At 66.4% G+C, this 26,643-nt stretch carries 27 protein-coding genes; 2 read left to right on the plus strand and 25 right to left on the minus strand.

Going from position 1 to position 26,643, the window contains the following annotated elements; translation table 11 throughout:
• Positions 1 to 27 precede the first annotated feature (27 nt).
• From QTI05_RS12225 to QTI05_RS12240, 4 genes are read right to left on the minus strand one after another with little or no spacing between them, the layout of a single operon-like run.
• Complete coding sequence (locus tag QTI05_RS12225; protein WP_286624803.1) at positions 28 to 699, minus strand: SEN1982 family lipoprotein; 672 nt, start codon at positions 697 to 699, stop codon at positions 28 to 30.
• Positions 700 to 747: 48 nt separating this feature from the next.
• Positions 748 to 1,392 (minus strand): SEN1982 family lipoprotein, encoded by a 645-nt coding sequence (locus QTI05_RS12230; RefSeq protein WP_286624802.1) that lies wholly within the window; start codon positions 1,390 to 1,392, stop codon positions 748 to 750.
• Positions 1,389 to 2,801, minus strand: a complete 1,413-nt coding sequence (locus QTI05_RS12235) for a cytochrome-c peroxidase (protein WP_286624801.1) — start codon at positions 2,799 to 2,801, stop codon at positions 1,389 to 1,391. Before QTI05_RS12235 ends, QTI05_RS12230 begins: the two co-directional genes overlap by 4 nt.
• 35 nt (positions 2,802 to 2,836) lie before the next feature.
• Positions 2,837 to 5,137: an alkaline phosphatase family protein gene (locus QTI05_RS12240; RefSeq protein ID WP_286624799.1), complete on the minus strand. Its 2,301-nt coding sequence runs from the start codon at positions 5,135 to 5,137 to the stop codon at positions 2,837 to 2,839.
• Between the two features lie 13 nt (positions 5,138 to 5,150).
• Here QTI05_RS12240 and QTI05_RS12245 point away from each other — a divergent pair, with 13 nt between their 5' ends.
• Positions 5,151 to 5,408 carry a hypothetical protein gene (locus QTI05_RS12245; RefSeq protein ID WP_286624797.1) on the plus strand — a complete coding sequence of 86 codons (258 nt, stop codon included), beginning with the start codon at positions 5,151 to 5,153 and terminating at the stop codon, positions 5,406 to 5,408.
• A gap of 338 nt (positions 5,409 to 5,746) precedes the next feature.
• Here QTI05_RS12245 and QTI05_RS12250 read toward each other — a convergent pair whose 3' ends face one another.
• From QTI05_RS12250 to QTI05_RS12280, 7 genes are read right to left on the minus strand one after another with little or no spacing between them, the layout of a single operon-like run.
• Complete coding sequence (locus tag QTI05_RS12250; RefSeq protein ID WP_286624795.1) at positions 5,747 to 7,024, minus strand: porin; 1,278 nt, start codon at positions 7,022 to 7,024, stop codon at positions 5,747 to 5,749.
• A gap of 40 nt (positions 7,025 to 7,064) precedes the next feature.
• A complete protein-coding gene (locus QTI05_RS12255; protein ID WP_286624793.1) occupies positions 7,065 to 8,033 on the minus strand; it encodes a Bug family tripartite tricarboxylate transporter substrate binding protein in 969 nt (322 codons plus the stop codon).
• Positions 8,030 to 9,139 carry a CobW family GTP-binding protein gene (locus QTI05_RS12260; protein ID WP_286624790.1) on the minus strand — a complete coding sequence of 370 codons (1,110 nt, stop codon included), beginning with the start codon at positions 9,137 to 9,139 and terminating at the stop codon, positions 8,030 to 8,032. Before QTI05_RS12260 ends, QTI05_RS12255 begins: the two co-directional genes overlap by 4 nt.
• Positions 9,136 to 9,510 (minus strand): hypothetical protein, encoded by a 375-nt coding sequence (locus QTI05_RS12265; RefSeq protein WP_286624789.1) that lies wholly within the window; start codon positions 9,508 to 9,510, stop codon positions 9,136 to 9,138. Before QTI05_RS12265 ends, QTI05_RS12260 begins: the two co-directional genes overlap by 4 nt.
• Positions 9,511 to 9,518: 8 nt before the next feature.
• On the minus strand, positions 9,519 to 11,312 hold the full coding sequence (locus QTI05_RS12270) for a hydantoinase B/oxoprolinase family protein (protein ID WP_286624787.1): 1,794 nt from the start codon (positions 11,310 to 11,312) through the stop codon (positions 9,519 to 9,521).
• Positions 11,309 to 13,393 (minus strand): hydantoinase/oxoprolinase family protein, encoded by a 2,085-nt coding sequence (locus QTI05_RS12275; protein WP_286624785.1) that lies wholly within the window; start codon positions 13,391 to 13,393, stop codon positions 11,309 to 11,311. Before QTI05_RS12275 ends, QTI05_RS12270 begins: the two co-directional genes overlap by 4 nt.
• Positions 13,394 to 13,409: 16 nt before the next feature.
• Entirely contained in the window at positions 13,410 to 14,261 is an 852-nt protein-coding gene (locus tag QTI05_RS12280) for a fumarylacetoacetate hydrolase family protein (RefSeq protein ID WP_286624783.1), read from the minus strand.
• A 155-nt stretch (positions 14,262 to 14,416) separates the two neighbouring features.
• On the opposite strand from QTI05_RS12280, the gene QTI05_RS12285 reads away from it, so the two are divergent.
• Positions 14,417 to 15,364: a LysR family transcriptional regulator gene (locus QTI05_RS12285; protein ID WP_286546872.1), complete on the plus strand. Its 948-nt coding sequence runs from the start codon at positions 14,417 to 14,419 to the stop codon at positions 15,362 to 15,364.
• 9 nt (positions 15,365 to 15,373) lie between these two features.
• Here QTI05_RS12285 and QTI05_RS12290 read toward each other — a convergent pair whose 3' ends face one another.
• The 14 genes from QTI05_RS12290 to QTI05_RS12355 form a co-directional block, all read right to left on the minus strand.
• Entirely contained in the window at positions 15,374 to 15,667 is a 294-nt protein-coding gene (locus tag QTI05_RS12290) for a copper-binding protein (RefSeq protein ID WP_286624781.1), read from the minus strand.
• 19 nt (positions 15,668 to 15,686) lie between these two features.
• Positions 15,687 to 16,151 (minus strand): DUF411 domain-containing protein, encoded by a 465-nt coding sequence (locus QTI05_RS12295; RefSeq protein WP_286624779.1) that lies wholly within the window; start codon positions 16,149 to 16,151, stop codon positions 15,687 to 15,689.
• 10 nt (positions 16,152 to 16,161) lie between these two features.
• Entirely contained in the window at positions 16,162 to 17,562 is a 1,401-nt protein-coding gene (locus QTI05_RS12300; protein WP_286624777.1) for a multicopper oxidase family protein, read from the minus strand.
• Positions 17,559 to 18,935, minus strand: a complete 1,377-nt coding sequence (locus tag QTI05_RS12305) for a TolC family protein (RefSeq protein ID WP_286624775.1) — start codon at positions 18,933 to 18,935, stop codon at positions 17,559 to 17,561. Before QTI05_RS12305 ends, QTI05_RS12300 begins: the two co-directional genes overlap by 4 nt.
• Before the next feature lie 75 nt (positions 18,936 to 19,010).
• Positions 19,011 to 19,391 carry a hypothetical protein gene (locus QTI05_RS12310; protein ID WP_286624774.1) on the minus strand — a complete coding sequence of 127 codons (381 nt, stop codon included), beginning with the start codon at positions 19,389 to 19,391 and terminating at the stop codon, positions 19,011 to 19,013.
• A 9-nt stretch (positions 19,392 to 19,400) separates the two neighbouring features.
• Positions 19,401 to 20,438, minus strand: a complete 1,038-nt coding sequence (locus QTI05_RS12315) for a glycerophosphodiester phosphodiesterase (protein WP_286624773.1) — start codon at positions 20,436 to 20,438, stop codon at positions 19,401 to 19,403.
• A 6-nt stretch (positions 20,439 to 20,444) separates the two neighbouring features.
• Entirely contained in the window at positions 20,445 to 21,014 is a 570-nt protein-coding gene (locus QTI05_RS12320) for a DUF1439 domain-containing protein (protein WP_286546882.1), read from the minus strand.
• Positions 21,011 to 21,874: an isocitrate lyase/PEP mutase family protein gene (locus QTI05_RS12325; RefSeq protein WP_286624770.1), complete on the minus strand. Its 864-nt coding sequence runs from the start codon at positions 21,872 to 21,874 to the stop codon at positions 21,011 to 21,013. Before QTI05_RS12325 ends, QTI05_RS12320 begins: the two co-directional genes overlap by 4 nt.
• 45 nt (positions 21,875 to 21,919) lie before the next feature.
• The gene (locus QTI05_RS12330) at positions 21,920 to 22,603 is read right to left on the minus strand and encodes a hypothetical protein (protein ID WP_286624768.1); all 684 of its coding nucleotides are present in this window, start codon (positions 22,601 to 22,603) and stop codon (positions 21,920 to 21,922) included.
• A 159-nt stretch (positions 22,604 to 22,762) separates the two neighbouring features.
• Positions 22,763 to 23,551 (minus strand): amino acid ABC transporter ATP-binding protein, encoded by a 789-nt coding sequence (locus tag QTI05_RS12335; RefSeq protein WP_286546885.1) that lies wholly within the window; start codon positions 23,549 to 23,551, stop codon positions 22,763 to 22,765.
• Entirely contained in the window at positions 23,535 to 24,188 is a 654-nt protein-coding gene (locus QTI05_RS12340; RefSeq protein ID WP_286546887.1) for an amino acid ABC transporter permease, read from the minus strand. Before QTI05_RS12340 ends, QTI05_RS12335 begins: the two co-directional genes overlap by 17 nt.
• A 16-nt stretch (positions 24,189 to 24,204) precedes the next feature.
• Complete coding sequence (locus tag QTI05_RS12345; protein WP_286546888.1) at positions 24,205 to 24,861, minus strand: amino acid ABC transporter permease; 657 nt, start codon at positions 24,859 to 24,861, stop codon at positions 24,205 to 24,207.
• 164 nt (positions 24,862 to 25,025) lie between these two features.
• Positions 25,026 to 25,823, minus strand: coding sequence for a transporter substrate-binding domain-containing protein (locus tag QTI05_RS12350; protein ID WP_286546889.1), 798 nt, complete (start codon positions 25,821 to 25,823; stop codon positions 25,026 to 25,028).
• On the minus strand, positions 25,820 to 26,590 hold the full coding sequence (locus QTI05_RS12355) for a GntR family transcriptional regulator (protein ID WP_286546891.1): 771 nt from the start codon (positions 26,588 to 26,590) through the stop codon (positions 25,820 to 25,822). The genes QTI05_RS12350 and QTI05_RS12355 overlap by 4 nt, the downstream gene beginning before the upstream one ends.
• Between the last annotated feature and the right edge of the window lie 53 nt (positions 26,591 to 26,643).

The following is a 26,643-nucleotide window of genomic DNA, read 5'->3' on the forward strand; positions in this document are numbered from 1 at the left end:
ACCCTTGGCGCTGCGCTCATACGCGAGTCAAACCGGACCCATCTGGGCAGCCCAGCCCTTGTCGCCGAGCGTGAAGCCCTGGCGCAGTTGCAGTTGGCCACCCGCGCCATTCATGATGCGCGCGATCATCGGGAACACGCGCTGCGCGTCGTCGTTCTGCATCCACGGCGCCGGGTCGATCTGGTAGGTGTAGCTCACCACCGCCAGCGGGTGGCGCGCGTCGGATGCGTCGACCTTGACCTCAACGATCTTCTCGCGCTTGAGATGCGCCACGCAGAAGTCGTTCGCGTGTTCGGTGCCGTGGGCCGCGTACGGATGCGGCTTGTAGAACTTGCGACCGGCCTCTGTCAGCTCGAATCGCTTGACCGCGCCGTCCGGGTTCTCGCTGCTCTTCGGTGCGGTGACGATGGTGCTGTGCAGCAGGCCCAACTGTTCCATCACCGGAAACTGGATCGCATGGCGCGCGCCGGAACCGGCCTCGGCTTCGGTCAGGTCGATCGGCCAGTCGAACATGGCAAGGCAGATGTCGCCACGCTGGGCCAGGTAGTCGTCCAGCGGGGCTGCGAGATTCTCGGCGGTGGGTGCATTGGCATCGTGGCTGGTGCTGCACGCGGCCAGCACGCAGACCATGGCGATGCCCGTCAGGGTCTTGATCGAAGCCAGCGCGCGGCGGCTCGGGCGGATGAAGCGGAGATTCATGGGGTCTCTGGTTGATTGCGGGGCAATGGGCTGCGCGATGTCGCGGACTCAGTGCGCATCGAGCTCGTCCGCGACCCAGCCGTGCCGTGTCAGGTGAACGCCAAGGCGCACCTGCATCGTTCCTTCGCGCTGGATGGCGCGCGCCAACAACGGGAAGGCATGCAGCACTTCGGGCGTACCTGCCCAGGATTCGGGTGCGATGCGGTAGGTGAAGAGCAGCGAGGTCGCGGTGCGGCCATCGCGTGTTTGTGGCGGGTCCCAGCCGATCAGGTGATCCAGGCTCAGGGTGGCCGCACAGAAGTCGGCCGGGTGCGTGACCGTCTGCGTCGTGGTGCGCATCACCACGGGCACCTGCAGGTAGTACTTGCGCCCCGCATCGGTCAGCGCGTATTCACGGGCCGGCACGGTGACTGCGGCGTTGTTGGCGGCGACGACGACATCCTTGCCGCTCACCAGGCCCAGCTTCTCGAGCACCGGCATCTGCTGCGCATCGGCCTCGTGCGAGCCGACCACCACCGTGATCGGCCATTCGTATTTGGCCAGGCACACATGCCCGCGCTGCGCGAGGTAGTCGTTCGTCGTTGCCGTGAAGTTGTCGCGGTTCGGGAAGCGTGCTTCTTCGTTGTCGCAACCCGCCAGCGCCAGCGAGGCCAGCAGCACCAGCACAAGTACCGGGGTTCTGTTTGTCGTCACTTCACACATCTGCCGGTGGTCGGTGCGGCGGAGGAAGGCTGGTAGCCGTCACTCAGCGTGCCCAGAAAGCAGACCAGGTCGGCGATCTGCTGCGGCGTCATGACGGGTGCGGAGCCGGGCTGACGTGGCCGCGTGCCGCTGGCGAGCGTCTTGTCGCCGCCCTCGCCGGTACCCATCGGCACCTCCTCGTCGATGCTGCCTTGCTGCGAGGTCGGCAGGTCGTTGTACTTGCTGACCGTGGCGCCCGGCACGTGGGTGGGCTGCAGCGCCCAGCTCGGGTTGGCCTGCGGCGTGCCGGTGCCGTCGCTGCTGCTGTTGCCATTGGCGGGATACCAGTACTCCGGATTGGTATCCCGCGTGTTGTAGAAGTTGACGACCTGGTCCAGCGAGTGGAGCACGCCGTTGTGGAAGAAGGCCCCCCGCGTCGCCACGTTGCGCAACCCGGGAACCTTGAACATGCCGCAGTACGGATTGGCCGTGTCCGGCGTGGCGGGCATGTGGTCGGTGCGATACGGGCCGCACAGTCCCATGTCGAAGTATTTCGGGTCGTTGTTGGCCGGAATCGGATCCGGGTTGTTCGGGATCGACCTGTCATTGCGTGGCGCACCCAGAGCCTGGTAGGTGAAGTCCGTCATCAGGCCGCTGTTGCCGTTGAAGTTGGCGCCCGTGTAGTGGCAGCCCGAGCAGTTGGAAACGCCGGTGCTGTGAAACACAACCTCGCCGCGCTGTTCGGCCGGCGTCAGCGTTCCACCGACCTTGTTGAAGACATGGAGGTCGTACTTGCTGCTGTACGGATGAAAGCTCAGGTCTTCCGTCTCCAGCGCCTGGATCGCGGTGCCAAGGGCCTCGAAGGCGGCGTCGGTGTTGTTGAACACATCGGCACCGAAGGCCTGTTTGAACAAGCCGGCATAGGTGCCGTTCCGGACCGCCTTCACGACCGCGTCCTTGGAGGCGTTGTTCATCTCGAGCGGGTTGAGCAGCGGCATTCCGGCCTGTGTCGCCAGCGTCGTCGCGCGGCCATCCCACATGAAGCCGCCGCCCGGCGAGTTGGAGGTCACGCCGTCGGGGTTCGGAGCATCGTCGCTGTAGGCGGGTGTCGATTCCCTGTAGCGCAGGGAGGGCACGGCGCGCACGCCGGTCTGCGTGATATCGGAACCCAACTGGACCGAGACGCTGTTCGGCGGACCGTAGGCGTACTGCGGGTCGTGGCAGCTCGCGCACGACATGTTCCTGCCACCCGACAGGTTCTGGTCGAAGAAGGCCAACTGCCCGACCTGGGCTCCCAGGCTCAGCGGCGGCTTGCGTGGGCCGGCGCTGCCGGTGGAGCTGTTCTCCATCATTGCCGTGCTCTTGCCCTCGCAAGCCGCCAAGGCCAATAGCGCCACGCCGAGTGGCAGCAACCTGTGCATTGCCAGATTCCCGGCTTTGCTCGTCGGTCCTCGGCTTACCTGGTCGCCCAGACGTTGGTCTGGCTCGCGTCGGGACCCACTTGCGGGGTGATCTGGCCCTCGAGCTTGCCCGTGAGGGTGTCGACCTGGCCGACGATGTCGGCTGGGTACAGCTTCTGCGTGTAGTTGCCCGGGATCACATAGGCGTGGTTGATCGGCCGCACCGAGTCGAAATGCGTGTCCGCGCTGCCTGCGAATTCCGGCAGAGCCGTGATGTTGGCCGTGATGAATGCTTCCGTGTATTTGGCGCGGTTCAGGTACGACGCATCAACGGCCGGGTCGGCGATCTGGAACATGTCTTGCAGCGTACGCACGAACGAGAAGTGGCTGTAGGCGTCGCTGTCTGCAACCTTCTTCTTCGCCGTGCCCACGTCCTGCTGGTTGGAGATGATGCCGAAGATCGAATTGCCGTGACCGAAGTTGCCCGCGGCGTAGTTGCTCGGCGCAGTGGTGGCCGTCGCCTTGCCGCTCGCGTCCACGGTCACCGGTGCGGCGCCGGAATTCTTGCCACCCGCGTTCCAGCCGCAGCAGGAGCCGTTGCTGCCGCCTTCGCCTTCGTCGTACATCACGACGATCGCGACGCGCTTTTGCGGATTCTTCCAAAGCGCCGAGTTCTGGATCGCCTTGACCGTCATGCCGAGGTAGATGTCGGCACGCATGACGCCGTTGGCCTGGCCGTTGTTGTTGCTGACGCAGCTCGTGTCGCTGCCGACGCCATGCATGTCGTCGCACTGGTCCGGAACGATGAAGTTGATGTTGCCCACATCGCCCGTGGCCAGATCCTTGCTGAACTGATCGTAGATCCAGCCGCTCGGAACCTTGTAGGCCGTGGATTTGAGCCAGTCTGCTTCCTGGTACTGCGTGCCGAAGATGGTGCGGTTGGTGGCCGCAAACTCGGGCAGGTTGCGTGCGTCCTGGTAGGCGATCGACGGGCCGTGCTTGACCTTGTACAGGCCGCCCACCACGGCAAAGTTGGCGGTGCCGGTGAGGTTGGGCGTGGAGCCGTCGAGGTTGGTGACGCCGTTCAGACGGCTGCTCGTGTCGTACGTGGCGGTCACGGCTGCATCTGCAATGCTGTCGGCGCGCACATCCTGGCCGGGGTTCATCGACTCGCTGTAGGTACGGATGGTGCGGCCCGTCTTGGACATCAACGTGAACAGGTTGTTGCCAGGGATGTTGTGCACGGCGCCGCCGGTCGGGTTGTCGCCGCAGGTTGCACTGGCCGCGCTGTAGCCGGCGCGGGTGGCGCTGGTTGCCGGGGGAAGCTTGTCCTGGGTGGGCAAGGGCTGGCCGTCGGAGGCCGCGCCGCCAGCGAACGCGACGTCGGTGATTGCGTAGGGGCTGCCGGCGACGGCACCGCAACCGAACCAGTTGTCGTCGGTGATGCCGAAGTCATCGCCGCCGCCCAGCGCGGTGTAGTTCGGCTCGGACGGATTGCCGGTCGAGTAGTACGTGGTCAGCTGGTTGTATTTGTTCAGGATGTAGTTGATGTTCACGGCCCGCGAGTTGCCGACGATCACATCGGTCGACTTGTTTTCCTCGACGATGATGAAAATGTTGTCGTACGCCGGCACGCCTTCCACATTGAAGGCCGCCTGCTGCGCCTGCGCGAAGGTGATGGGCGCCTGCTTTTGCGTCGGCACGGTGGGGGTGGCCTTGCTGCCGTCCCTGTTGGTGAGCGTCACGCTCGACAGGCCGACGAGGCGGGGGTCGCCACCCGCGACGGCCAGGTTGTCGGGGAACAGGTCTTTGCGGTCGAGCTTGGTCGTTGCGTAGGTGTAGCGGTTGGTCAGCTGGTTGTCTTCGAACAGCGCCGCATATTGGGTGGCGCCGGTCAGGGTGTTGACGTCTGCCAGCGGGTCGGTGAACGCGGCCATACCCAGATTGAAGGCCGGCCCATTGAGGCGCGCGACGAGGTTGGCCTTTTCGGTCGCGTAGCTGCTGCCGTTGGCTTCCACCAGGCGTTGCGCTTCGCTCGACAGCGGGCTGATGACGATCTTGCCCGCGCCCTGGTCGGCGATCTGGTCGGCCGACGCGCGCAGGATGAGGTGGCTGGCCACTCCAGCGCCGGTGGCGGTATTGGTCGCGGTGGTGCCGATATCGGCCACCAGCGGCCCGGTGGTGGTGGTCGTCAGCGTGAACTTGCCGCTGGCATCGGTGACGGTCGACGTTTCGCCGCTGTCGAGCACGCCGTTGCCGTTGGTGTCGACAAAGACCGTTGCCTTCTGGTAGTAGCCGGCCTTCAGGGTCGGGTTGCCCGTGGCGCTGCCCGGCACGTAGCCACTGGCGGCCACCACGCCGCTGAGGGTCGTGCTGGTCGAGTTCGCGGGTGGGGTGCTGATCGGGAAGAACCCGCTGCTCCCGTCGCTTCCGCCTCCACAAGCGGCGAGCACGCAAGCCGCAATTGTCGTCAATGACGTGAGCAAAACTTTCTTTTCGAAAATCATCATATATATCTCGGGGCAGTTTGTTATGAATGGTTTTGACCGGCCTGCATGGGACATGCTGCGCATCTGCGTTTTGAATTCAAAACGCCACATCGAGGAGAAATGTAGAAATAGCGGATGACATCTGTGTGTCAAAAGAATGCCTAATTCTTTGCTAATTCATGAAGGCGTCCGTGCCCGTCAATTCTGCGGTAGCGAATTAATCTGACCGCAAACTGACCTTTCAATTAGGCGGGAATTAGGGCGCTAATTGATGCCGTATTCAGAGCAGATGGCCGCGCTCTGCCCGAGCGCGTCCTAGGTCTATCCGGCCGGACAAACCAGATGGCTAGCGTCCAGCCATCGAATACCGAGACAAGTTCGGCGAGCACCTGCTGATGCGCCGGCTTGATTTTTGCGAGGCGCGCGGAGTTTTAAAGATCCGGGCGCGTTCCGTCTGTTCGCCCGCGAACCCAAAACTCAGAACGCGTGCCGGATGCCAAAGTCATATCCGGTGGAACTGCGTGGCGCGAATCCTGATGTTCCCGCGCCCGTGGACAGATACGTCACACCGCCTGTCACCGCGCCCATGATGGCCGGATTGTTCTGCCCGTCCTTGATCCGGATCCGGGCTGCCGTTGCGTACAGCGCGGTGCGCTTGGAGAGGTTGTAGTCGAGGCCGATGGCAAGCTTGCTGACCGACGCGTCCCGTCGCGGTGTCAATGAGGTCGCCTGCGGGCCGAGGTCGTTGTCGAACTTGACGCGTGAATAAGCGGCCTTGATCAGCCCCGCACCAACGGGCACGGTGATGCCCAGCAGGCCGCCCTTGTACTTGTCTGAATCACGCAGCGTGACGAGACCAAGAACCGGTACCGGAGCCGTCGACAGCGCCCGGTCTGCGACTTGCGAGACTTCACCGAAGATCTTCACGAAACCAAAATCGTACGAGGCACCGAGATTGAGGGTCTTGATCTTCTCGTCCAGGTTGACGCCGGTGCGCAATCCAGCGGCGTTCACGCCGGTGGTGTCCGCGGCGGTGCTCTCTCCGTAGGCCAAAGCCACATCGAGCGGCCCGGCCGCATAGCCCAGGCGGCCACCGAAATAGCGGCCCTTGCCGCTCGGACTGCCTGGCAGATTGCTCTGCGAAACGTTCTCGTGCAGGGCGTACTGCAGTTGGCCATAGATCCCGCCCAGATTGGGTGGAAGGAAGTAGCCGATGCTGTTGCTGGTGCGAAGGTAGTTGTCGGAAGCCGCCGCCAGCGAGCCAGGGCCTCTTGCGACCTGCAGGTTCGTCCCGACGGTGGACACGACATTGGCGCCGACGCCGATCGTGCTGAACGGGCTGAACACAGAGTCGTTCCAGAACGTCGGCGTGAAGTCGCGGCCCAGGCGAATCTCGCCAAAGGGCCCCGACAAGCCGACGGTAGACCGCCGATTGAAGGCCATCGCGGCAGCACCGTTGTCCGGTGTCATGGCAGATTCCAGCCAGAAGCCGGCGGCAAGTCCACCGCCGAGATCCTCCGTGCCGCGAAAGCCCAGGCGGCTGTTGGAAGTCCCGCTGTTCGACAACGCCGTCTGGCTCCGGGTGACGCCGGGCTGTGCGATGACGGGCGAAGCCGTGTTGTTGTAGAAGTCGCTCCTGGCGCTGTAGTAGCTGACCCCGACATCGACGACGCCGAAGAGCGTGACGGACGACTGGGCTGTCGCCGCGGTAGCGCAGGACAGCAAGCTAGCTGCCACGATGGTGGTTCTGTTCATGGTCTGATCTCCTTGGGTTGAGTGGTGCGCGACGCCCGTGTCATTCGGGCTTGAAGCCGGCGCTCTTGAGCAGGTCGGCGCTTTGGGTCACGAAGCCGGCGACATAGCGTTTGAACTGCTCGACGTCCTGGGTCACCGGCTCGACGCCAAGGCTTGCCAGCGCGCCCGACTTGCCCAGCTCGGACATGGCGGCGTTGATCGCACTGTTGAGCAACTGGACGCGATCGGCGGGGGTGCCCTTGGGAGCCCATACGCCGTACCACGACCCGTAGGTGAAACCCGGCAGCCCGCTTTCCTGCACCGTCGGGACATCCGGCGCGAGCGGACTGCGCTTGGCGGAGCTGATGGCAATCGGGCGAACCCGCCCGGCCTTGGCCAACGGCAGCACCGAGATCATCGAGTCCATCAGGAGCTGCACGTGTCCGCCCCCCACGTCCACCAGCGCTGGTTGCGTGCCCTTGTAAGGCACATAGGTGAACTTGACGTTGCCCTGCTTGGCCAGAAGCAATGTGGCCAGATGGCTGGGCGCACCCGCAGCAGGTATGGCCGCCGTCCACTTGTCCGGCTCTTTCTTCGCCGCAGCCAGCAGCTCGGAGAGTTTCCGCGGCTCGAGTTGGGGCGCAATGACGAGCATTAGCGGTGCCTCGGCAACGCGCGCAATCGGGGCGAAGTCCGTTTGCGGGTCGTAGGGCGGCGTGCTCATGACCTCCTTGGCCAGTACGTGCGTCGCCGCGGAGAAGAGCAGGGTGTAGCCGTCGGCGGGCGCCGTCTGCACCGCCTTGCCACCCAGCGCGCCGTTGGCACCGGCGCGGTTCTCCACGATCACGGGCACCCCCCCAAGCTGCGTGTGCAGCTGGTTGGCCAGGAGGCGCGCGATGTTGTCCACGCCGCCGCCTGCAGCAAACGGAACGACGATGCGGATCAACCGATCGGGGAACTTGGCGGTCTGCGCCCATGCGGGCGCGACCGCGAGCACCGCGCATGCGGCCAGTACTTTCAGCGATTTCATGGTGTCTCCTTTGGTTTGAATGAGGTGTCCGGTGAAGAGGCCGCAGGCGGCCTCTGCCGTCGACGTCGCTCGAAAACGCGCAGGGACTCGTCCAGCGCCTCTGCGTCGACGCCGCGTGTGATGAAGACAATCCGGGTGCGCCGGTCCAGGCTCGGCCAAGCCGGCAACGACACAGGCGGCTGGTACAGGTGCTGTACGCCGTGGAAGACAAGCGGCTGCTCCGGCTGCTCGGCCAGGTTGACGATTCCTTTCACGCGCAGCAGGTCTTCGCCGCGCATCGCGATCACCATGTCGAGCCAGGCATAGAAGCCGTCGCGCGGCAACGGATCGTCGCGAACGATCACGAATGAAGTGATTCCGCCCGAATGGGGCGGTGGCTCGCCCGCGTCGCCGGTGACCGGCATCGGCCTGTAGAACGGACCGCTCTCTGCGGGGACAGGCCGCGCGTCGTTGGCGCGTGTCTCCATCGTCTGCCGCAGCACGGCCGCGTGCGCTTCGCGCTGCTGGTGCACCGTGGCCGTGGGATTCAGGCCCCTCAGGCAGTCCAGCAACGCCTGCGATACCGGTTCGCCCAGGAGGTCGGTCTTTGTGAGGAAGAGGTGATCGGCCATGGCGATCTGCCGGGCGGCCTCCGGATGCCGATCGAGCGTGCGAGGCGCCAGCACCGCGTCGACCGTGCAGCACACGCCCGCCAAGGTGAAGCGATCCTTGACAGCGGGCTCTCCCATCAGGGTTCGGAGGATGGGCGCAGGGTCGGCAAGGCCGCTGGTTTCGATCAATACCTGCCGCAGCGCCGAGCCATCGGAAGCGGCTCGTTCCCCGAGACTCGCCAGCGCCCCGATGAGATCGCCGCGCACCGCACAACACATGCAGCCGTTGGCCAGCAGGATGGTGTCTTCCGTCGTGTTGGCGATAAGGTCGTGGTCGATTCCAACTTCACCGAACTCGTTGACGATGACTGCGGTGCCGTGCAGATCAGGTTCGCGCAGCAGCTCGTTGAGAAGCGTCGTCTTTCCGCTGCCAAGGAATCCGGTCAGCACCGTCACAGGCACGCGCGCATGCCCGGGCTGGTCGGCGCCCAGCAGCGAGGAGAAGTGGCCGGTCATGACCCACCCTGCTGTCGCCCGCCGTGAAGCTCGGCGAAAGAGTTCAAGGTTCGCTCCAGCCTTGCCAGCAACCATTCGCTCGCCTCGGCGGCAAACTCGTCGCGCTCGAGATCTTCCAGCAGCGTCTGGAGCGGGAGACCGGTGGCTTCAGAGGTCGGGCGGGCCCGGAAGAATTTCTCCACTTCGGCAACACCTGAGCGAAGGCCTTGATCCTCGAGGTAGTCCACGATGTCCAGTTCGAAGTCGACCAGCTGGAGGCTCACGCCGCCAGCGCCGCAGCCGCAGCTGGACCCGAGTGCCACGTGACGCATCGCGAGCTCGCTCCACAGGCGTGAGAGCCTGGAGGCACGCTGCGACACGTCATCGGCCATGACGAGGCTCACTGCCCGTCCCAGGCGACGTCGGGCGAGGCGCCATTGCGCAGGGCGTTCGGCGCATTCCGGAGCGTGCGCGTGGCCTCCTGGTCGACCTGCCCCCGGGAGTCCAGCGCGACGCGATAGACCCGGCGCGCTACCTCGCTGCTCACGTAGCCCTCGCGCACATCCTCTGCGACCAGGTCGATCTCCCGATCCAGCGGATCGCCGAAGCCGCCACCGCCACCCGACAGCATCTTGTAGGCGTCGCCGCGTTCCAGCCGCACGTTGAAGATCTTTGCGTTCAGGTGGTCGGTCTTCCACTCGCCCTTGTGACGCACGGCCAGGCCGTTGCCCATGGCGTCCCCGCCGCCTTCCAGGCCCCATGGCTTGCAGTGGACGCGATCGATGCGGGTAGTGACCGTGAAGGGCGACAGCGCCTGCACCACCATCTCCGCGCCCAGGCCGCCGCGGTACCGTCCGGCGCCGGAACTGTCCTGACGGATCTGGTACTTCTCGACCAGCACGGGGTACTTGGCCTCGAGCTGCTCGGTCGGGCTGTTGTGGGTGTCGCCGTCATTGATGCAGACCGTGACCGAGACGCCGTCCTCGCTGGACTTCGCGCCCCAGCCGCCGCCCAGCGGGCCGATGCCGACGATGAAGAGCCGCCCGTCCTCCGGCGAGATGCCGTGGATGTTGGGAAACACCAGATCGGCGTGGTGGCCGGCGATGGAACGATCGGGAATGGCGGGCGCCAGCGCCTTGAAGATCGTGTCGATCACCGTCATCGGGAAGGTCATCCACACCCGCATCGGGTAGGGCCGCTCGGCACTGATCACGGTGCCCATCGGCATGATCACCTTCAGCGAGCGGAAGCTTCCGTCGTTGACCGGGTAGTCGGTTGGCGTGGTCAGGCACTTGTAGGCCACCTGCGCACAGGCGATGCCGGTGGTGAAGCCGGAGTTGTAGAAACCGCGCACCTGCTTGCTGACGTCGGACAAGTCCACCGTCATCTCTTCACCGGTGACGGTCACCTTGACGCGGATCGGGATGCGCTTGCCGATCTCGAGTCCGTCATCGTCCATGAAGGACTCGGCCTCATACACGCCATCGGGAATCGACAGGGTGTTCTTGCGCGCCACAGCTTCCGAGGAATCCATGATCTGGCGGATCGAACCGTTCACCGCATCCACGCCATAGCGCTGCAGAAGCTCCACGTAGCGGCGCTCGCCGGTGGTGATGGCCGTGATCTGGGCGCGCAGGTCGCCCAGGGCGCGCTCAGCCAGCCGCACGTTCATTGCGATGATGTCGATCAGGTCCTGGTTGACCACGCCTTCGCGCTGGTACTTCATGATGGGGATCTGGATCCCCTCGCTGAAGATGTCGGTGGTGACGTTGCCGAGCGTGCCGCCCACGTCGAGCCAGTGCGCCATGCAGCAGGTGAAGCCTTCGAGCCTGCCGTCGTGGAACACCGGCATCGTGAACGTGAAGTGGTTCAGGTGGCTGCCGGTGGTGTAGGCATCGTTGGTGACCAGGATGTCGCCCGGCAAGATGTTCTCGTAGCCGAAGTGCCTGATCTTCGCCTTGACCGTCTCGGACATGCCGCGGATGAACATCGGCAGGCCCAGGCCGATGGAGACCGTGTCGCCCTCCTTGGTGAAGAGCCCGACGGTGAAGTCCAGCGCCTCGTAGATGATGAGGTTGTAGGCAGTGCGCGTGAGGTTGGTCTTCATCTCCTCCGTCACGGCATACAGGCCGTTGCGGATGATCTCGACGGTGACCGGGTCAATCGCGGCCGCTGGGGTTTGGGGGGTGCTCATGACCGGTCGCTCCCGATGGAAATTTGAAGGTTGCCGAGTTCGTCCACGCGCATCTCGTCGCCTGGCTGCATCACGGTGGTGGAGGCGTGCTCCTCGATCAGCGCGGGGCCGCTGACAACGTTGCCGGCGCGCAGCAGGTCGCGCTTGTAGACCGGCGTGTCGGCCCAGCCGCCGGAGCGGAAATACACCGGCTTGATGGTGCGCACCGCGGCCTTCTCTGGCGCAGACGACCCCTCGTCCACGCGGTGCTTCGGCGGTTTCTTCATGATGCCGAGCACGGTGACGCGCAGGCTCACCAGGTCGGCCGGCTCCTTGGGCGCCGACGTGCCGTAGCGCACCTTGTGCAGTTCATCGAACTGCTGCTTGATCGCCGAGCGGTCCTTGCCTTCGAAGAACGCCAGCGGCAGGTCGACGGTGACAGCGTGCTCCTGGCCGACGTAGCGCATGTCGGCCGCACGCTCGATCACGACGCCGTCCGCCTTCACGCCGGACTGCGCCAGCGCCGCGCGGCCCTCGTCTTCCATCGTCTTGTAGGCCGCTTCTATTTCCTCGAAGGAGACGTCATTGAGCTTGCGGAACACCGAGCGCACGTAGTCGTAGCGCAGGTCGGAGAACAGCATCCCGTAGGCCGAGAAGTAGCCCGGCGCGTACGGAATCAGCACCTTGCGGATGCCGATCTCGCGTGCGATCGCCGAGGCATGCAGCGGGCCGGCGCCGCCGTACACCACCATGGTGAAGCTGCCGGCGTCCAGGCCGCGCTCGGTGGTCACGGCCTTCACGGCGTGCGACATCTGCGTCACCGCGATGCGAAGGATGCCGTCGGCCGCTTCGGTCGGGTCCAGGCCCAGCGGGCCGGCCACGCGCTCTGCCATCTGGCGCTTGCATCCTTCCAGGTCGAGCTTGAGTTCGCCGCCGAGGAAGTTGTCGGCGTCGAGCCGGCCCAGCACCAGGTTGGCGTCGGTCACGGTCGGCTCCTTGCCGCCGCGGCCATAGGCCACCGGGCCGGGGATGGAGCCGGCGCTCTGCGGCCCCACGCGCAGCGCGTTGCCGGTCTCCACGCGGGCGATCGAGCCGCCGCCGGTGCCGACCTCGTGGATGTCCATCATCGGGATCTGGATCGGCAGCGCGCGCTCGTAGCCGCCGATCAGCGCCGAGCCCGTCGTGAGCGGCCGGCCCTTGCTGATCACGCCCGCCTTGGCCGTCGTGCCGCCCATGTCGAAGGCGATCGCATCGCCCATGCCGAGTTGCGCGCAAATGGCCTGCGCACCGATCACGCCGGCCGCGGGGCCGGACTCCAGCATGCGAACGCAGCCGACGCGCGCATGCTCGATCGGGAACAGGCCGCCGGTCGACTGCACGACATAGAAGTCGCCGCCGAAGCCCTTGTCGGAAAGGTGCGTCTCGAGTTGACCGAGGTATTGGGAGACGCGCGGGCCGACGTAGGCGTTGGCCACGACGGTGGAGACGCGTTCGAACTCACGGTATTCCTGCGAAAGCTCGTGCGAAGCGGAGACGAAGGCGCCCGGCAGTTCTTCCTGCAGGATCTGCTTGACGCGCTGCTCGTGCGCCGGATTGCGATACGAGTGCAGCAGCAGCACCGCCACCGCCTCGATGTTCTGACCCTTCAGCTCGCGGGCCAGCTCGCGCACCGCCCCCTCGTCCAGCGGCTTGTGCAGACTGCCGTCGGCGCGCAGGCGCTCGGCCACCTCGAAGCGCAGCGAGCGCTTGACCAGCGGCTGGTGCTTGTTGAAGAACAGGTTGTAGGCATCCGGACGGTTGACGCGGCCGATCTCGTAGATGTCGCGAAAGCCTTCGGTGATCAAGAGCGCCGTGTTGGCGCCGTTGCGCTCCAGCAGCGTGTTGATGGCGATGGTGGAACCGTGCAGGAACAGCTGTCCGTTGCGCACATCGATGTCGGCGCTGTCCAGCGTGGCCTGGATGCCATTGACCAGCTGGCCGTGGGTCGAGAGCGCCTTGCCGAACAGCAGCTTGCCGGTGGCCTCGTCGAAGGCGGCCATGTCGGTGAACGTGCCGCCGATGTCGACCGCGATGCGCAAATTGGGGGTGGAGGGGGTTGCCATGATGTGTCGCGGCCCCTCAGGCTGCCGTTCCGATGCGGTTGCGCAGGATGCCCAGGCCGGTGATCTCCACCTCGACCACGTCGCCTTCCTTCATGTACAGCGGTGGCTCGCGGCGGTCGCCGACGCCGCCGGGCGTTCCGGTGGCGATCACGTCGCCGGGCGACAGCGGCGTGAAGCGCGAGATGTACTCGACCAGGACGGGGATGTTGAAGATCAGGTCGTCGATGCTCGCGTGCTGCATCACGTTGCCGTTGACGCGCGTCTCCAGCGTCAGCTTGGTGACGTCGGGCACCTCGTCGCGGGTCACCATGTACGGGCCGAACGGGGCGGTGCCGGGGAAGTTCTTGCCCGGAGTGAACTGGTGCGTGTGGCGCTGCCAGTCGCGCACGCTGATGTCGTTCAGGCAGGCATAGCCCGCGATGTGCTCGAAGGCCTCTTCCTTCGGGATATGGCGGCCGCCCTTGCCGATCACGAAGGCCAGTTCGCCCTCCCAGTCGAAGCGCTCGGAAAAGGCCGGGCGCAGCACCGTGTCCTCGTGCGCCGCCAGCGTGTCGTTGAAGCGGATGAACAGCGATGGGTATTCGCTGTCCGGGCGCTTGGTCTCGGCCACGTGGGTCTTGTAGTTCAGGCCCACGCAGATCAGCTTGGGTGGGTTGGGAATCACCGGGAGCGCGCGCACTGCGCTCGCCTGCACGGCGGTGCCGCTTGCCGCGGCTGCCTGCTCGAGTTCGCGCAAGGCATCGGCGCGCAACACCGACACCAGGTCGGGATGGCGGCCGAGGAAGTCGGCCGGTGGCAGTCGGTAGCGATCTCCCTCAACCACTCCGTAGGTGGCTTGTCCGGCGTGTGTGAAGCTGGCGAGTTTCAAATGAGTCTCCTTGGATTCATCACTGCGTTGGTTGCGAGAAGTGGTCGGTTCGCAGCGGGTACAGGCAATGTAAAAATCCGGGAGCTCTCCGCATAGATAGAATTCCAAGCAATCAGCCTTGCCAAACTAGGCATGGCTAATACGGGTAATCCTCTATGAACGTCGCGACCGTCAGGCTCTTTCTGGAGGTGCTGGAGGCTGGCAGCCTGAGCAAGGTGGCGGCCCGTCGCCAGACGGTGCAGTCGCACATCAGCCGCCAGATCAGCGACTTCGAGGCGGGTTTCGGCGGCCCGCTTTTTCGGCGCACGGGCAGGGGGGTCGCGCCGACCGAACTGGGCGAGCGCGCGGCGCTGCGGCTACGTTCCTGGCTGCTGGAGACAGACCGTCTGGCGCAGGAACTTCGCGAGGAATCGGGCAAGCTGCTGGGCGAGGTTCGTCTGGGCGTCATCCCGTCGGCAGCGCATCCGCTGATGACCCGGCTTTTCGAACGCCTGCAGGTCGAGCACCCGGGCATCCGTCTCAACATCGCCGAAGCCCAGGGCACCGAACTCAACACGATGCTCGACAGCGGCGCCGTCGACATGGCGATTCTTTTTCGGTTCAATCGCCCGAGCGGTCACGAAGAAAGACTGCTGAGCGTTGCGCACACCTACCTGATCTCCGCGCCGGGCGACGAGCTCACGAAAGAGCCCACGGTCAACTTCTCGCGCCTGTCGGGTCTGCGCCTCGTGCTGCCTCGACGTCCTAGCCATTGGCGCAATGCGCTCGACGAAGCAGCCCGGAGCCTGGGCTTCGCGCTGGTGCCCGTCGCCGAAGTGGATTCGTTGACGATGCAAAAGGAACTCGTGGCGCACACGCCAGGGCTCTATTCGATGATGGGGCCGTACTCGATTGCCGAGGAACTCCAACGCGGCCGTCTTCAAGCCAGCAAACTCGTCAAGCCCGATCTCTTTCGCCACGTGACGCTGGCGTTCCCCAAGCAGGGCAAGCTTTCGCCTGCGTGCAGGAGGGTCGCCGAGATCATTCAGCAGTTGGTCAACGGCTGGGGGAACCAGCTCACCGAGCCCACAGGCGATGGCGCCTTCGGGCTCGGCCGTGCCTGAACACACCCATCAGGGCTTCTCCACCTCGATCGACATCACCGTCAACGTCCCGTCCACCTTGTCCACCGTGAACTTCACCTTGTCTCCGGCCTTCACCTTCTGAAGCAGTGCCGGATCCTTAACGCGAAACACCATGGTCATCGCGGGCATGTCGACGTTGGGGATGTCGCCATGCTTGAGCGTGATGTTGTTCCTGTCGGGGTCGACCTTGCGCACTTCGGCCTCTACCGTGGGGAGCGCGGCTTGTGCGAAGGCGGCGACGGCCAGCGTGGCGGCGGCGAGGGTGGTCAGCAGCTTCTTCATGTCGATGTCCTTTCCGGGATCAGCCGCGCGCATAGCGCTGGTACACGCGCGTGCTGCCGTCGGCCAGCACCAGCAGCACGTCGTAGGCATCGCGCTGCCCGCCGTAGGCCGGGCCGTCCATGCCGGGCGAGCCGATCGGCATGCCGGGCACGGCGAGGCCGATGGCCTGCGGCTTTTCTTTCAGCAGGCGCTGGATCTCGCGCGCCGGCACGTGGCCTTCGAGTGCGTAGCCGGCCACCAGGCCGGTGTGGCAGGAGCCGAGCGCGGCCGGTATGCGCAGACGGGTACGCGCGGCCGTGTTGTTGCCGTCGTCATTGATGCGCGTGGCAAAGCCGTTCTGGTTCAGGTGCTTTACCCAGTCCTGGCAGCAGCCGCAGTTCGGGTCTTTCCAGATCTCGACCTGGGGCGCGGCGGCAAGGGCCGTGAGTGGTGCGGCGGTGAAGGCGAGCAGCGGGGCTGCGCGCAGGAGTGTTCGTCTTTGCATGGTGGTTTCCTCAGTGGTTGTGGGCGCCATGGCCCGATGAAGGCTTGCGCACGGTGGCGTCGCCGGTGTCGGCCCGGCCGGGTGCGGCGGGTGATGTGGGCGCAGCGCGCGCGGTGGGTGGCACGGCGGCTCCGGGGACTTCGCGTGCCACCGTGCCGGCCGGGTGTTTGAACCAGCCCGGGTCGCGGTAGTCGCCCGGCTTCTGGTCGCGCCGCACCTTCAGCAGCGTGAACATGCCGCCCATCTCGGCCGGGCCGAACGGGCCCTGGCCGGCCATCATCGGCAGGGTGTTGTCGGGCAGCGGCATTTCCATCGCGCCCATGTCGGCCATGCCCTTGTCGCCCATCACCATGTAGTCGGGCACGAGCTTCCTGATCCTGTCGGCCACGTCCTTGTGGTCGACGCCGATCATGGTCGGCACCTCGTGGCCCATCGGGCCCATGGTGTGGTGCGCCTTGTGGCAATGCAGCGACCAGTCGCCTTCCTCGTCCGCGATGAACTCCATCTGCCGCATCTGGCCGACCGCGACGTCGACCGATACCTCGGGCCAGCGCGCGCTGCGCGGCACCGGGCCGCCATCGGTGCCGGTGACTTCGAACTCGTGGCCGTGGATGTGGATCGGGTGGTTGGTCATCGTCAGGTTGCCGACGCGGATGCGCACGCGGTCGTTCTTGCGCACGTTGAGCGTGTCGATGCCGGGGAACACGCGGCTGTTGAAGCTCCAGATGTTGAAGTCGGTCATGGTGTTGACCTTTGGCGTCCTGCTGCCGGGCTCGACGTCGAAGCTGCTGAGCAGAAAGCAGAAGTCGCGCTGCACTTCGCTGATCTGCGGATGCTTCTCTTTCGGGTGGGTGACCCAGAAGCCCATCATGCCCATCGCCATCTGCGTCATCTCGTCGGCGTGCGGGTGGTACATGAAGGTGCCGGGCCGGCGCGCGGTGAACTCGTAGACGAAGGTCTTGCCCGGCGGGATGTGCGGCTGGGTGATGCCGCCCACGCCGTCCATGCCGTTCGGCAGGCGCTGGCCGTGCCAGTGCACCGTGGTGTGCTCGGGTAGCTTGTTGGTGACGAAGATGCGCAGGCGGTCGCCCTCGACCACCTCGATGGTCGGCCCCGGCGACTGGCCGTTGTAGCCCCACATGTTGACCTTGAAGCCCGGCGCCATCTCGCGCACCACGGGCTCGGCGACCAGATGGAATTCCTTGACGCCCGCATTCATGCGCCACGGCGCCGTCCAGCCGTTGAGCGTGACGACCGGGTTGTAGGCGCGGCCGGTCGGCGGCACCAGCGGCGGCGCGGTGGCGGTGGAGCCTTGCGTCACCGGTTCGGGCAGGGTGGCCATCGCGACGCGGCTGACCGAGGCGGCAGCGACGGCCGTGGCTGCGCCGGCGAAAAAGTTGCGGCGGTTCATGTTGCGCTCCCGGTCAACGCCAGCTGCAGGTCGGTGTCGGCCAGCCAGAAGTCGCGCTGGGCTTCGATCGCGGCGTTGACGGCCAGCATCGAGGCCCGCGTTTCGCCGAGCAGTTCCCACACGCTCGACAGCATGCCGTTGTAGCGCAGCACCATCTCGTCGTTGACCTGGCGCCGCAGCGGCAGCACCTCGTCCTGGTAGCGGCGTGCGATGGCGTAGGCGGTGTTCCAGTGCGCGAGCGATTCGCGCGCCTCGCTCGCGGCGCGCACGCCGGTCTCGCGCACGCGCGCTGCGGACTGCAGGTAGAGCGCCTCGGCCCGGGCGTTGCGCGCCTGGCCCCAGTCGAACAACGGAATCGGCAGCTCCAGCTCGAAGCCGCGCTCGGTGGTGCGGGCGCGATCCGGACCGTTGCCGAACACGGTGTTGCGCACGGCGCCCAACTCCATGGCGTTCACGAGGCCGGTGGCGCGCGTGAGGCCGAGCGAATTGGTCGTGGCGGTGTTCTGCATCTGCGCAGAACGCACATCGAGCCGGTCGCGCAATGCCAGCGCCTGCACGTCGCCGGCATCGGGTGCGGAGGCGGGCAGCGCTGGCAGTCGATCGGGCAGCGTGTACGACGCGGCCCGGGCACCGCTCAGCCCCATCAGGCGCGTGAGCTGCTCGCGGCTTGCCACGGCGGCTTGTTCTGCGCGCGCGAGTTGGGCCGCTGCGTCGGCCAGCAGCAACTGCTCGCGCGTGCGTTGCAGCGCGCTCCAGTTGCCCACCTGCGCCATGCGGTGCGCGAGCTCGGCGCCGGCTTCGGCCGCATCCTTCGCGTCACGCATGTAGCTCACGCCTTGCCGCGCGGCCACCGCGCGCACCCAGGCGCGGCGCGTGTCGGCGGCGAGCAGCAGCACGCTTTGCGCGGCCTGCAGCTTGGCCACCTCATGGCGCTCACCGGCCCAGCGCGCCTGCCACGGCAGCGCGATCAGGTTCAGCACGTTGAAGCGCAGTGCCCGGTCGATTTCGAGGGCGCTGCCTTCCCGGAGGCGGCTGAAGGCAAACACCGGGTTCGGCAGGCTCGCGGCCTGCACGCGCTCGGCGTCGCTCAGTTGCAGCGTGGCGAACGCGTCCTGCATGCGCGGGCCGTTGACGAGCGCAATGCGCACGGCGGCCTCGGCATCGAGCGGCCGGGCGAGCAGGGCGTCGACCGCCTCGGCCGAGCGCGCGTCGGGCGCGCGCTGCGCGTTGGCGCCGCCGGTCAGCGGGTTGCCGGCCACCAGCGCCTGCACGTCGGCGCCGCCACCGTCAGGCGAGAGGCTGGCGCAGCCGGCGAGCGCCAGCGCACTGCTCAACGCCACAGCGGCTTTTTGGATTGGAACGAGAAACTTCACGATAGATCTCCGCAAGCGAGAAAGCGGCCGCCACAGGCCACAAGGCCAACGGCGGACGGACTACGGGCAGGGAGATCAGGAAATGGGCGGCTTGAAGCCGCGCGCCGGCTCGGCGCTCGCAAAAACGACCGGCCGGAACGAGGGAGCCTCGCGCGGCGCGGCGCCGAGCAGCGCAAGCTCGGGCCACACCGTCATGGCGACCGTGTGGCAGAGCTGGCAATCGGTGCAGGTGGTCTTGCAGTCGGGGGTGGCCGGCGCGTGTGCGGCCGGTGGGTGCGACCCATGGTCGTGCGCCATATCGGTCATGCCGGCCATGTCGTGCATCGCATGCAGCGCGGTGCCAGCCTCGGCCGACATCGTTTGCTGCGGCTGCACGCTCTGCACTGCCATCGCGTCGCCCAGCCAGCCGCGCAGCGGCAGCAGCAGGATTGCAAGGGCGAGGACGAGAACGCGCATGCCGTGATTTTAGGCGCCGGCCCGGGGCAATGGCCGGCCGCGCTCGCGCATCGCGTCGCGCAGCACATCGGGGAAATCGGTGATGACGCCATCGACGCCCATGTCGAGCAGCCGCAGCATGTCGGCACGCTGGTTCACCGTCCATGGCAGCACCGTCATGCCGAGCGCCTGCGCCTGCTGCACCTGGGCCGGCGTGAGGTCGGCAAACGCGGGCGACCAGATCACCGGCGCCTTGCCGGCGTCGCCGGCAGCGGCTTTGACCAGCAGCGGCGTCGACGCGAAGTCGCCGGCGTTCAGGCCCTGCGTCCAGCGGCTGTCGCGCAGCGTTCGTGCGGTTGTGAGGTAGGCGCGCGGCAGTTGCGGCGCCAGTTGGCCCACGAGCGCGAGCGCGCGCCAGTCGAAGCTCTGTAGCGTGACGCGCCGGGCCATGCCGGCCTTGTCGATTTCGGCGAGCAGTGCGCGCACCATCGGCTCGGGCGCCGCGGTTTCGTCGGGCTTGCCGGGGTCGAGCTTGGTTTCGATGTTGAAGCGAACCTGCTCGTTGCCACGCGCCTTGACCATGGCGAACAGCGCAGCCAGCGTCGGAATGCGCTCGCCATCGCGTGGCTGCTGGCCGGCGAAGGGCTTGCCATAGTTGCTGGCCGGGTTGAGGCGGCCCACGTCGTAGCCTTGAACCTGCGCCAGCGTCATCGAACGGATCGTCGGGCCGGTGGCGGGCAGCCAGGCGCCGCTGGCGTCGCGCGTGTGGTCGGGGTTGAGCGCCGTGTCGTGCGAGATCACGACCACGTTGTCGGCGGTGAGGCCGATGTCGAGCTCGAGCGTGGTCACGCCGAGATCGATCGCGTTGGCGAACGCCGCCAGCGTGTTCTCGGGCGCCATGCCGCGGCCGCCGCGGTGCGCCTGCAGGTCGAAGCCGCGCGCCGGGTCGGGGCCCGGCGCCGCGCAGCCCGCCAGCAGCGCGGTTGCGAGCAACAAGGGCCCGAAGCGAATTGCAAGAGGGCGCCGGGCGCCGTCAAGAAGCGAGCAAGCCATGGTGACCGTTTCCATCGTTGTCTACTTGAGTTGCACCGTGATGCCGTTGTCCTGCACCGTGATCGCGCCGATCTCGTAGGTCTTGCGCCCGACGGTCAGCTCTTCGCGCCTGAAGGTGTGCAGCGGGTAGTCGCGCAGCAACTCCTGCGTGACCACGGCACCGATCTGCTGCAGGCGTTCCGCATCCCGCCCGCCCACGCCCTGCAATTCGATGCGCTCGGCCCGGGGCTGGTCGAGCCGCAGTGCGAGCGCCGCCGGGTCGTACTTCAGCGCGCTGCTGACCGACACGATGCCGCCGACCGTCGAAGGCTGCAGCAGCGGGCTCGAGATCGTGAGCAGCGCCGTGAGGGCCGCACGGTTTCCGCGTGCATCGAACGCGAGCTGCGGATCGCGCAGGCCGACCGTAAAGATCTCGGCATAGCGCTGCTGCACCGGAAAGCGGCGCGCGATCTGCGCCTGCAGTTCGTCGCGGCTGGCGGTGTATTCGCTGGTGAAAAAGTTGAAGCCGGCGAAGGCGCTGGTGGCAGGCAGTGCGGCGGCCAGCAGGGCGCCGTGCAGAAAGAGGCGGCGGGGCAGCGGCGACAAGGTCATGTGCGGGCGCGATGGGTCAGGTCGTTGCGAAAGAAGGTGTTGAGTTCGTCGCCCGAAGCAGCCTGGGTGAAACCGTCGAACCTGCCTTGCTCCGCCATCAGGCGCGCTGCCTGGTTGAACGCGCCCCATGCCGTGCGCGCGAGCGCACCGCCGACGCTGATGCGCCGCACGCCGAGCGCGGCGGCGTCCGCCAGCGTCAGCCCGGTGGCGGTCGATCCGATCAGCAGGTTGACCGGCTTGGGCGCGACCGCGGCCACCACGGCCGCAATCTGCTCGCGGGTGCGGATGCCCGGCGCGTAGAGGCAGTCGGCTCCAGCCTCGGCGTAGGCCTGCAGCCGGCGGATGGTTTCGGCCAGATCGGGCACGCCGACCAGAAAGCATTCGGCGCGGCCGATCAGCAGCGTGTCGCCGCCGGCAGCGTCGATGGCGCGGCGCGCGGCGGCCATGCGCGCCACGGCGGTGTCGAGTTCGAACAGCGGTTGCGCGACGTTGCCGGTCGAATCCTCGATCGACACGCCCGCGATGCCGGTCTCGATGGCCAGCCGCACGCTCTCGGCCACGTCGGCCGGCTCGCGTCCGAAGCCGCTCTCGAAGTCGGCATTCACCGGCAGGTCGGTCGCCGCGACGATCTCGCGCAAGTGCGCGAGCACCTCGTCGCGCGACGCGGCGCCGTCGGGCTGGCCCTGCGACCAACCGAAGCCGGAGCTGGTGGTGGCCAGCGCCTTGAAACCGAGGCCTTGCAGGAAGCGCGTGCTGCCGATGTCCCAGGGGTTGGGGATGACGAAGCAGCCGGGCTCTTCATGCAGCTGGCGGAACAGGCGACGCTTGTCGGCGATGGTGGGGTGGGCAGAGGTGGACATGGGAATATGGTGCCAGAAGCGGGCAGCGTGTCCGCGCTGCGTCGCTCAGCCCATCAACATCGGATTGCGGCGGGCCTCGTCGATGCGCCGCTGGCGCACCGCATCTGCGCACGAACGACTGCGCCCCAGCGCGGGCTGCGCGCACGCGTTGTTCATGCAGATGGCGCGCGAAATGAAGTTCAGGCTGCCGCAACTGGCGAGCTGACCCCATGTGCCGCGGTCGCGTCCCCGCACCGTGGCTGCAACGCCCGTTTCCGCCGCAGGCGCGCGCGGCAGGCTGGCGACCGACGCGGATCGCACGCGCGCGGGCGTGCCGGTCGCGGCCGTGGACGGCGCGGGCTCGATGGCCGCGGCCGCGCTTTCGATCGGGGTCATGGCTGCAGTCACCGCGGGTGTCTGGGCAGGCGAGATCGAAGAGGATTGCGCGACGGACGGGAGGGTGCCCGGCCAGGGGGCCAGTGCGAGGCAAACCAGCAACAGGCAGGCGGACACCAGCATCGCGCTCGGCACACGCGAACGGGGGGCAGGGGGCTTCGGTATTTCGGGCGGCGCCTGCGTGGCGGGCAAGCCGGCACGCTGCTTGACCTTCATCTCGTAGACCGCGAGCCGCGCAAACACCTTCAGGTCCGCATCGGTCGGGCCGGCGCCGTTGCCCTCCAGCGCGGCCCTGAACGACTGCACGATCGCTGCGTGGGCAGACTCCCGCAACTGCGTCGCGAACCCCTCCATGGCGTGCGCGCCCGCTCTTTGGGAATCTGGGGAAGAGTCGTCCATCTTTCTCGGCATCTTTCAAACGATGCCGTAGTGTTTGGTACTACCCCCGGTTCTGCTGTCGGACAGCGCCTACCCTTGGTGACGAATTCGTAACGCCGTTGTGGCGCCGCCACCTCAGTCGTGCAGCGACGAAAGAAACTGTTTCAGCTCCGGCGTCTGCGGATTGTTGAACACCTCGGTCGGCGGGCCCATCTCGTGCACCCGGCCCTGGTGCATGAAGATCAGGCGGTCGCTGACCTTGCGCGCAAAACTCATCTCGTGCGTGACCATCAGCAGCGTCATGCCTTCGTCGGCCAGCGACTCGACCACGCGCAGCACTTCGCCCACCAGTTCGGGGTCGAGCGCCGAGGTGATCTCGTCGCACAGCAGCACGGCCGGCTCCATGGCCAGTGCGCGGGCAATCGCCACGCGTTGCTGCTGGCCGCCCGACAGCTGGTCGGGCATGGCGTCGAACTTTTCGGCAAGGTTGACGCGCGCCAACAGCTTTTTGGCGTGTGCGGTGGCCTCGGCGGTCGAGCGTTTCTTGACCAGCGTGGGCGCCAGCATCACGTTCTTGCCGACGCTGAGGTGCGGAAACAGGTTGAAGCCCTGGAAGATCATGCCCACGCGCTGACGCAGCTCGCGCATGGCCATCGCGCTCTCGTGCAGCAGCGGCTTGCCGTCGACCGTGAGCGCGCCTTCCTGGAACACCTCGAGCCCGTTGATGCAGCGCAGCAGCGTGCTCTTGCCGGAGCCGCTCTTGCCGATGATGGCAATGACCTCGCCGCGCTTGACCTGCAGGTCGATGCCCTTGAGCACCTCGTTGCTGCCGTAGGACTTGCGCAGCGCCGTGATCTGCACGATCGGGCCGGAAGGCGCCGCGCTCGGCGGTGCAGCGGTGGTGGCTTCAGCGACGGTTGACATTGATTTTCCTTTCGAGATGCTTGGCATACAAGCTGATCGGGAAGCACAGCGCGAAGTACAGCAGCGCGACGCAGCTGAACACCACGAAGGGCTTGAAGGTGGCGTTCGAAATCATGCTGCCGGCCTTGGTGAGCTCGACAAAGCCGATCACCGATGCCAGCGCCGTGCCCTTGACCACCTGCACCAGAAAGCCGACCGTCGGGGCGGTGGCGATCTTCACGGCCTGCGGCAGGATCACGTGGCGCATCTGCTCGCCGAAGCTCAGCGCCAGGCTGCCCGACGCTTCCCATTGGCCCTTGGGGATCGAGGCCACGCAGCCGCGCCAGATCTCGGTGAGGTAGGCGCTGGTGTAGAGCGTGAGCGCGACGGTGGCCGCGGTCCAGGCCGACACCTCGACGCCCATCAGCGCAATGCCGAAGTAGGCGAGGAACAACTGCATCAGCAGCGGCGTGCCCTGGAACAGCTGCACATACACGCTGATTGCGCGGTCCAGCCACTTGCCCGCACGCAAGCGCGCGAACAGCAGCAAGCCACCGACCACGCCGCCGCCGATGAAGGCGATCAGCGACAGCACCACCGTCCAGCGCAGCGCCATCAGCAGGTTGCGCAGGATGTCCCAGAGAGAAAAGTCGTTCATGGCTTGTCTCTCTGGCTCAGCGGCCGAAAAAGTACTTCGGTCCGGCCCAGTTGAGCAGGCGGCGCAGGCCGATCGACAGCGCCAGGTAGATCATCGTCGCGATGATGAAGGCCTCGAACGCGCGGAAGTTGCGGCTCTGGATCAGGTTGGCGGCATAGCTCAGTTCTTCGACCGAGATCTGCCCGCACACCGCCGAGCCCAGCATCACGATGATGATCTGGCTCACCATGGCGGGCCACACCTTCTTGAGGGCCGGCGGCAGCACCACGCGCATGAACACCTGCATCCTGCTGAGCGCCAGGCTCACCGCAGCTTCGATCTGGCCCTTGGGCGTGGCTTCGATGCCGGCGCGGATGATCTCGGTGGCGTAGGCCCCGAGGTTGGCCACCATCGCGATGATCGACGCCGTCTCGGGCGTGAGCTTGACGCCCGCCGCCGGCAAGCCGAAGAAGATGAAGAACAACTGGACGATGAACGGCGTGTTGCGGATCAGCTCCACATAACTGCCGACCGCCCAGCGCAGCCACAGCGGCCCGCTGGCCCGCGCCCACGCACAGGCCACGCCCACCGCCATGCCGATCACGGTGGCGATGGCCGTCAGCCCGATCGTCCAGGCGATGCCCTTGGCAAGCAGCGGCCAGTCGACCAGCACGGCCCAAAAGTCGAACTCCATATCAAAGACTCCTTGGCGCTGCGCGCCATTCTTCGCTAGGCATGAACCGGCCAGAACCAATTCGTGAAACACCGCGGAACCGGCTCCGCCGGGCCGCAGGTGTTGCCCCCGGCAGGGGGAAGGCGAAGCGACACGAAGTGCGCGCAGCCTGGGGGCGAGTCAATTCACACCGGCAGGTCGCCGGCGGCCTTGCCGAGCCACTTCTTGGACATGGCGTCGAGCGTGCCGTCCTTCTTGGCGGCGGCGATGATCTCGTTGACCCTGGTCTTCAGTGCGGTTTCGCCCTTGGCGATGCCGACGAAGCAGGGGCTGTCTTTCAGCAGCAGCTTGAACTCGGCGCTCACCTTCGGGTTCTTGGCGAGCATGTCGCCGGCCACCGCCGCACTGGTGGCGACGGTTTGCGTCTGGCCGGCCACGAAGGCAGCGATGGTCGCGTTGTTGTCTTCGAAGCGGCGGTAATCGACGTTCGGCGGCGCCACCTTGTTGAGTTCCTGGTCTTCCATCGCGCCACGCGTCACGGCGACGGTCTTGCCGGCCATGTCGGCGAAGCTCGTGAGCTTCATGCTCTTGGCGGCATACACGGCCTGGAAGAAGGGCGCGTAGGCGGAAGAGAAATCGATGACCTTCTCGCGTTCGGCGTTCTTGCCCAGCGTGGAGATCACGAGGTCGGCCTTTTTCGTTTGCAGGTACGGAATGCGGTTTGCGCTGGTCACCGGCACCAGCTCGACCTTGACGCCGAGCTTGGTGGCGATGAGCTGGGCCATTTCGATGTCGAGGCCCTGGGGCGTCATGGTCTTGTCGACCGCGCCGTAGGGCGGGTAGTCGGTCGGCACCGCGATCTTGATGGTCTTGGACTTCAGGATGTTGTCGAGTGCTGCCTGGGCGTGCGCGCCACCGGCGGCGAGCAGCGTGGCCGAGGCCAGCGCGAGCATGGCGAACTGGCGTTTCGAGAAGGATTTCATAGCAAGGCTCCTAGGTAAGTCGATGAGTCGTCGGTGGAAGGTTTTTTCTTCTTGCGGGCGGCCGGCTGCAAGACCTGTGCCTTGCCGGCCGGGCCGGTCTGCATCGGCGCCAGGGCGTCGCGCAGTTGCGCCAGCGGGTCGGTCGCGGTCGGAACGCGCAGCGCCGATTGCACCGAGCCGATGTGCGCGGCCATCAGGGCCTCGGCCGCGGCCGTGTCGCCGCGTTCGAGCGCCGCGACGATCTGCACATGGTCTTCGCACGATTGCGCTGCGTCATGCGACGACTGGTAGAGCATCGCGATCAGCGTGGTGCGCGCCGTGAAGTCGCGCAGCGTGTCGGCCAGCAAGGTGTTGCCCAGGCACTCGGCCAGGCACACATGAAAGTCGCCCAGCAGAAAGCTGCGCGTGCCGATGTCGCTGTCTTTGAGGGCGGCCTTTTCGCGCTGCAGGTGCGCCTTCAATTGGCGCAGGGCGGGCTTGTCGATGCGCTTGGCGCTGCGGATCAGGCCGCGCTCGATGACGTGGCGCGCCTCGAAGGCTTCACGTGCCTCTTCGTGCGAGGGCTCGATCACGAACCAGCCGCGCCGCGCGCTCACCGTGACGATGCCGCGCGCCGCCAGCCGCGTGAGCGCTTCCCGCACGATGGTGCGGCTGCAGTCGAACAGCATCGCCAGCTGCTGCTCGCCGAGGCGGGCGCCTGGGGCGAGCTTCTGCCCCATCACCGCTTCGACGATGCGTGCACTGATTTCGGAGGCGGAAATGGACATAGGCTTGCATACCAGCAGCTTTTGTGCCAACTGGTATGCAAGCCATGTGCACC

The organism is Variovorax fucosicus (assembly GCF_030316825.1).
In the GTDB taxonomy this organism is placed as follows: domain Bacteria; phylum Pseudomonadota; class Gammaproteobacteria; order Burkholderiales; family Burkholderiaceae_C; genus Variovorax; species Variovorax fucosicus.

Excerpts from the sequence above, each read along its gene's own strand:
- QTI05_RS12225 (WP_286624803.1), bottom strand. The coding sequence starts at position 699 with ATGAATCTCCGCTTCATCCGCCCGAGCCGCCGCGCGCTGGCTTCGATC.
- QTI05_RS12235 (WP_286624801.1), bottom strand. The coding sequence starts at position 2,801 with ATGCACAGGTTGCTGCCACTCGGCGTGGCGCTATTGGCCTTGGCGGCT.
- QTI05_RS12250 (WP_286624795.1), bottom strand. The coding sequence starts at position 7,024 with ATGAACAGAACCACCATCGTGGCAGCTAGCTTGCTGTCCTGCGCTACC.
- QTI05_RS12255 (WP_286624793.1), bottom strand. The coding sequence starts at position 8,033 with ATGAAATCGCTGAAAGTACTGGCCGCATGCGCGGTGCTCGCGGTCGCG.
- QTI05_RS12260 (WP_286624790.1), bottom strand. The coding sequence starts at position 9,139 with ATGACCGGCCACTTCTCCTCGCTGCTGGGCGCCGACCAGCCCGGGCAT.
- QTI05_RS12265 (WP_286624789.1), bottom strand. The coding sequence starts at position 9,510 with ATGGCCGATGACGTGTCGCAGCGTGCCTCCAGGCTCTCACGCCTGTGG.
- QTI05_RS12270 (WP_286624787.1), bottom strand. The coding sequence starts at position 11,312 with ATGAGCACCCCCCAAACCCCAGCGGCCGCGATTGACCCGGTCACCGTC.
- QTI05_RS12275 (WP_286624785.1), bottom strand. The coding sequence starts at position 13,393 with ATGGCAACCCCCTCCACCCCCAATTTGCGCATCGCGGTCGACATCGGC.
- QTI05_RS12285 (WP_286546872.1), top strand. The coding sequence starts at position 14,417 with ATGAACGTCGCGACCGTCAGGCTCTTTCTGGAGGTGCTGGAGGCTGGC.
- QTI05_RS12290 (WP_286624781.1), bottom strand. The coding sequence starts at position 15,667 with ATGAAGAAGCTGCTGACCACCCTCGCCGCCGCCACGCTGGCCGTCGCC.
- QTI05_RS12295 (WP_286624779.1), bottom strand. The coding sequence starts at position 16,151 with ATGCAAAGACGAACACTCCTGCGCGCAGCCCCGCTGCTCGCCTTCACC.
- QTI05_RS12300 (WP_286624777.1), bottom strand. The coding sequence starts at position 17,562 with ATGAACCGCCGCAACTTTTTCGCCGGCGCAGCCACGGCCGTCGCTGCC.
- QTI05_RS12310 (WP_286624774.1), bottom strand. The coding sequence starts at position 19,391 with ATGCGCGTTCTCGTCCTCGCCCTTGCAATCCTGCTGCTGCCGCTGCGC.
- QTI05_RS12315 (WP_286624773.1), bottom strand. The coding sequence starts at position 20,438 with ATGGAAACGGTCACCATGGCTTGCTCGCTTCTTGACGGCGCCCGGCGC.
- QTI05_RS12320 (WP_286546882.1), bottom strand. The coding sequence starts at position 21,014 with ATGACCTTGTCGCCGCTGCCCCGCCGCCTCTTTCTGCACGGCGCCCTG.
- QTI05_RS12325 (WP_286624770.1), bottom strand. The coding sequence starts at position 21,874 with ATGTCCACCTCTGCCCACCCCACCATCGCCGACAAGCGTCGCCTGTTC.
- QTI05_RS12330 (WP_286624768.1), bottom strand. The coding sequence starts at position 22,603 with ATGGAGGGGTTCGCGACGCAGTTGCGGGAGTCTGCCCACGCAGCGATC.
- QTI05_RS12335 (WP_286546885.1), bottom strand. The coding sequence starts at position 23,551 with ATGTCAACCGTCGCTGAAGCCACCACCGCTGCACCGCCGAGCGCGGCG.
- QTI05_RS12340 (WP_286546887.1), bottom strand. The coding sequence starts at position 24,188 with ATGAACGACTTTTCTCTCTGGGACATCCTGCGCAACCTGCTGATGGCG.
- QTI05_RS12345 (WP_286546888.1), bottom strand. The coding sequence starts at position 24,861 with ATGGAGTTCGACTTTTGGGCCGTGCTGGTCGACTGGCCGCTGCTTGCC.
- QTI05_RS12350 (WP_286546889.1), bottom strand. The coding sequence starts at position 25,823 with ATGAAATCCTTCTCGAAACGCCAGTTCGCCATGCTCGCGCTGGCCTCG.
- QTI05_RS12355 (WP_286546891.1), bottom strand. The coding sequence starts at position 26,590 with ATGTCCATTTCCGCCTCCGAAATCAGTGCACGCATCGTCGAAGCGGTG.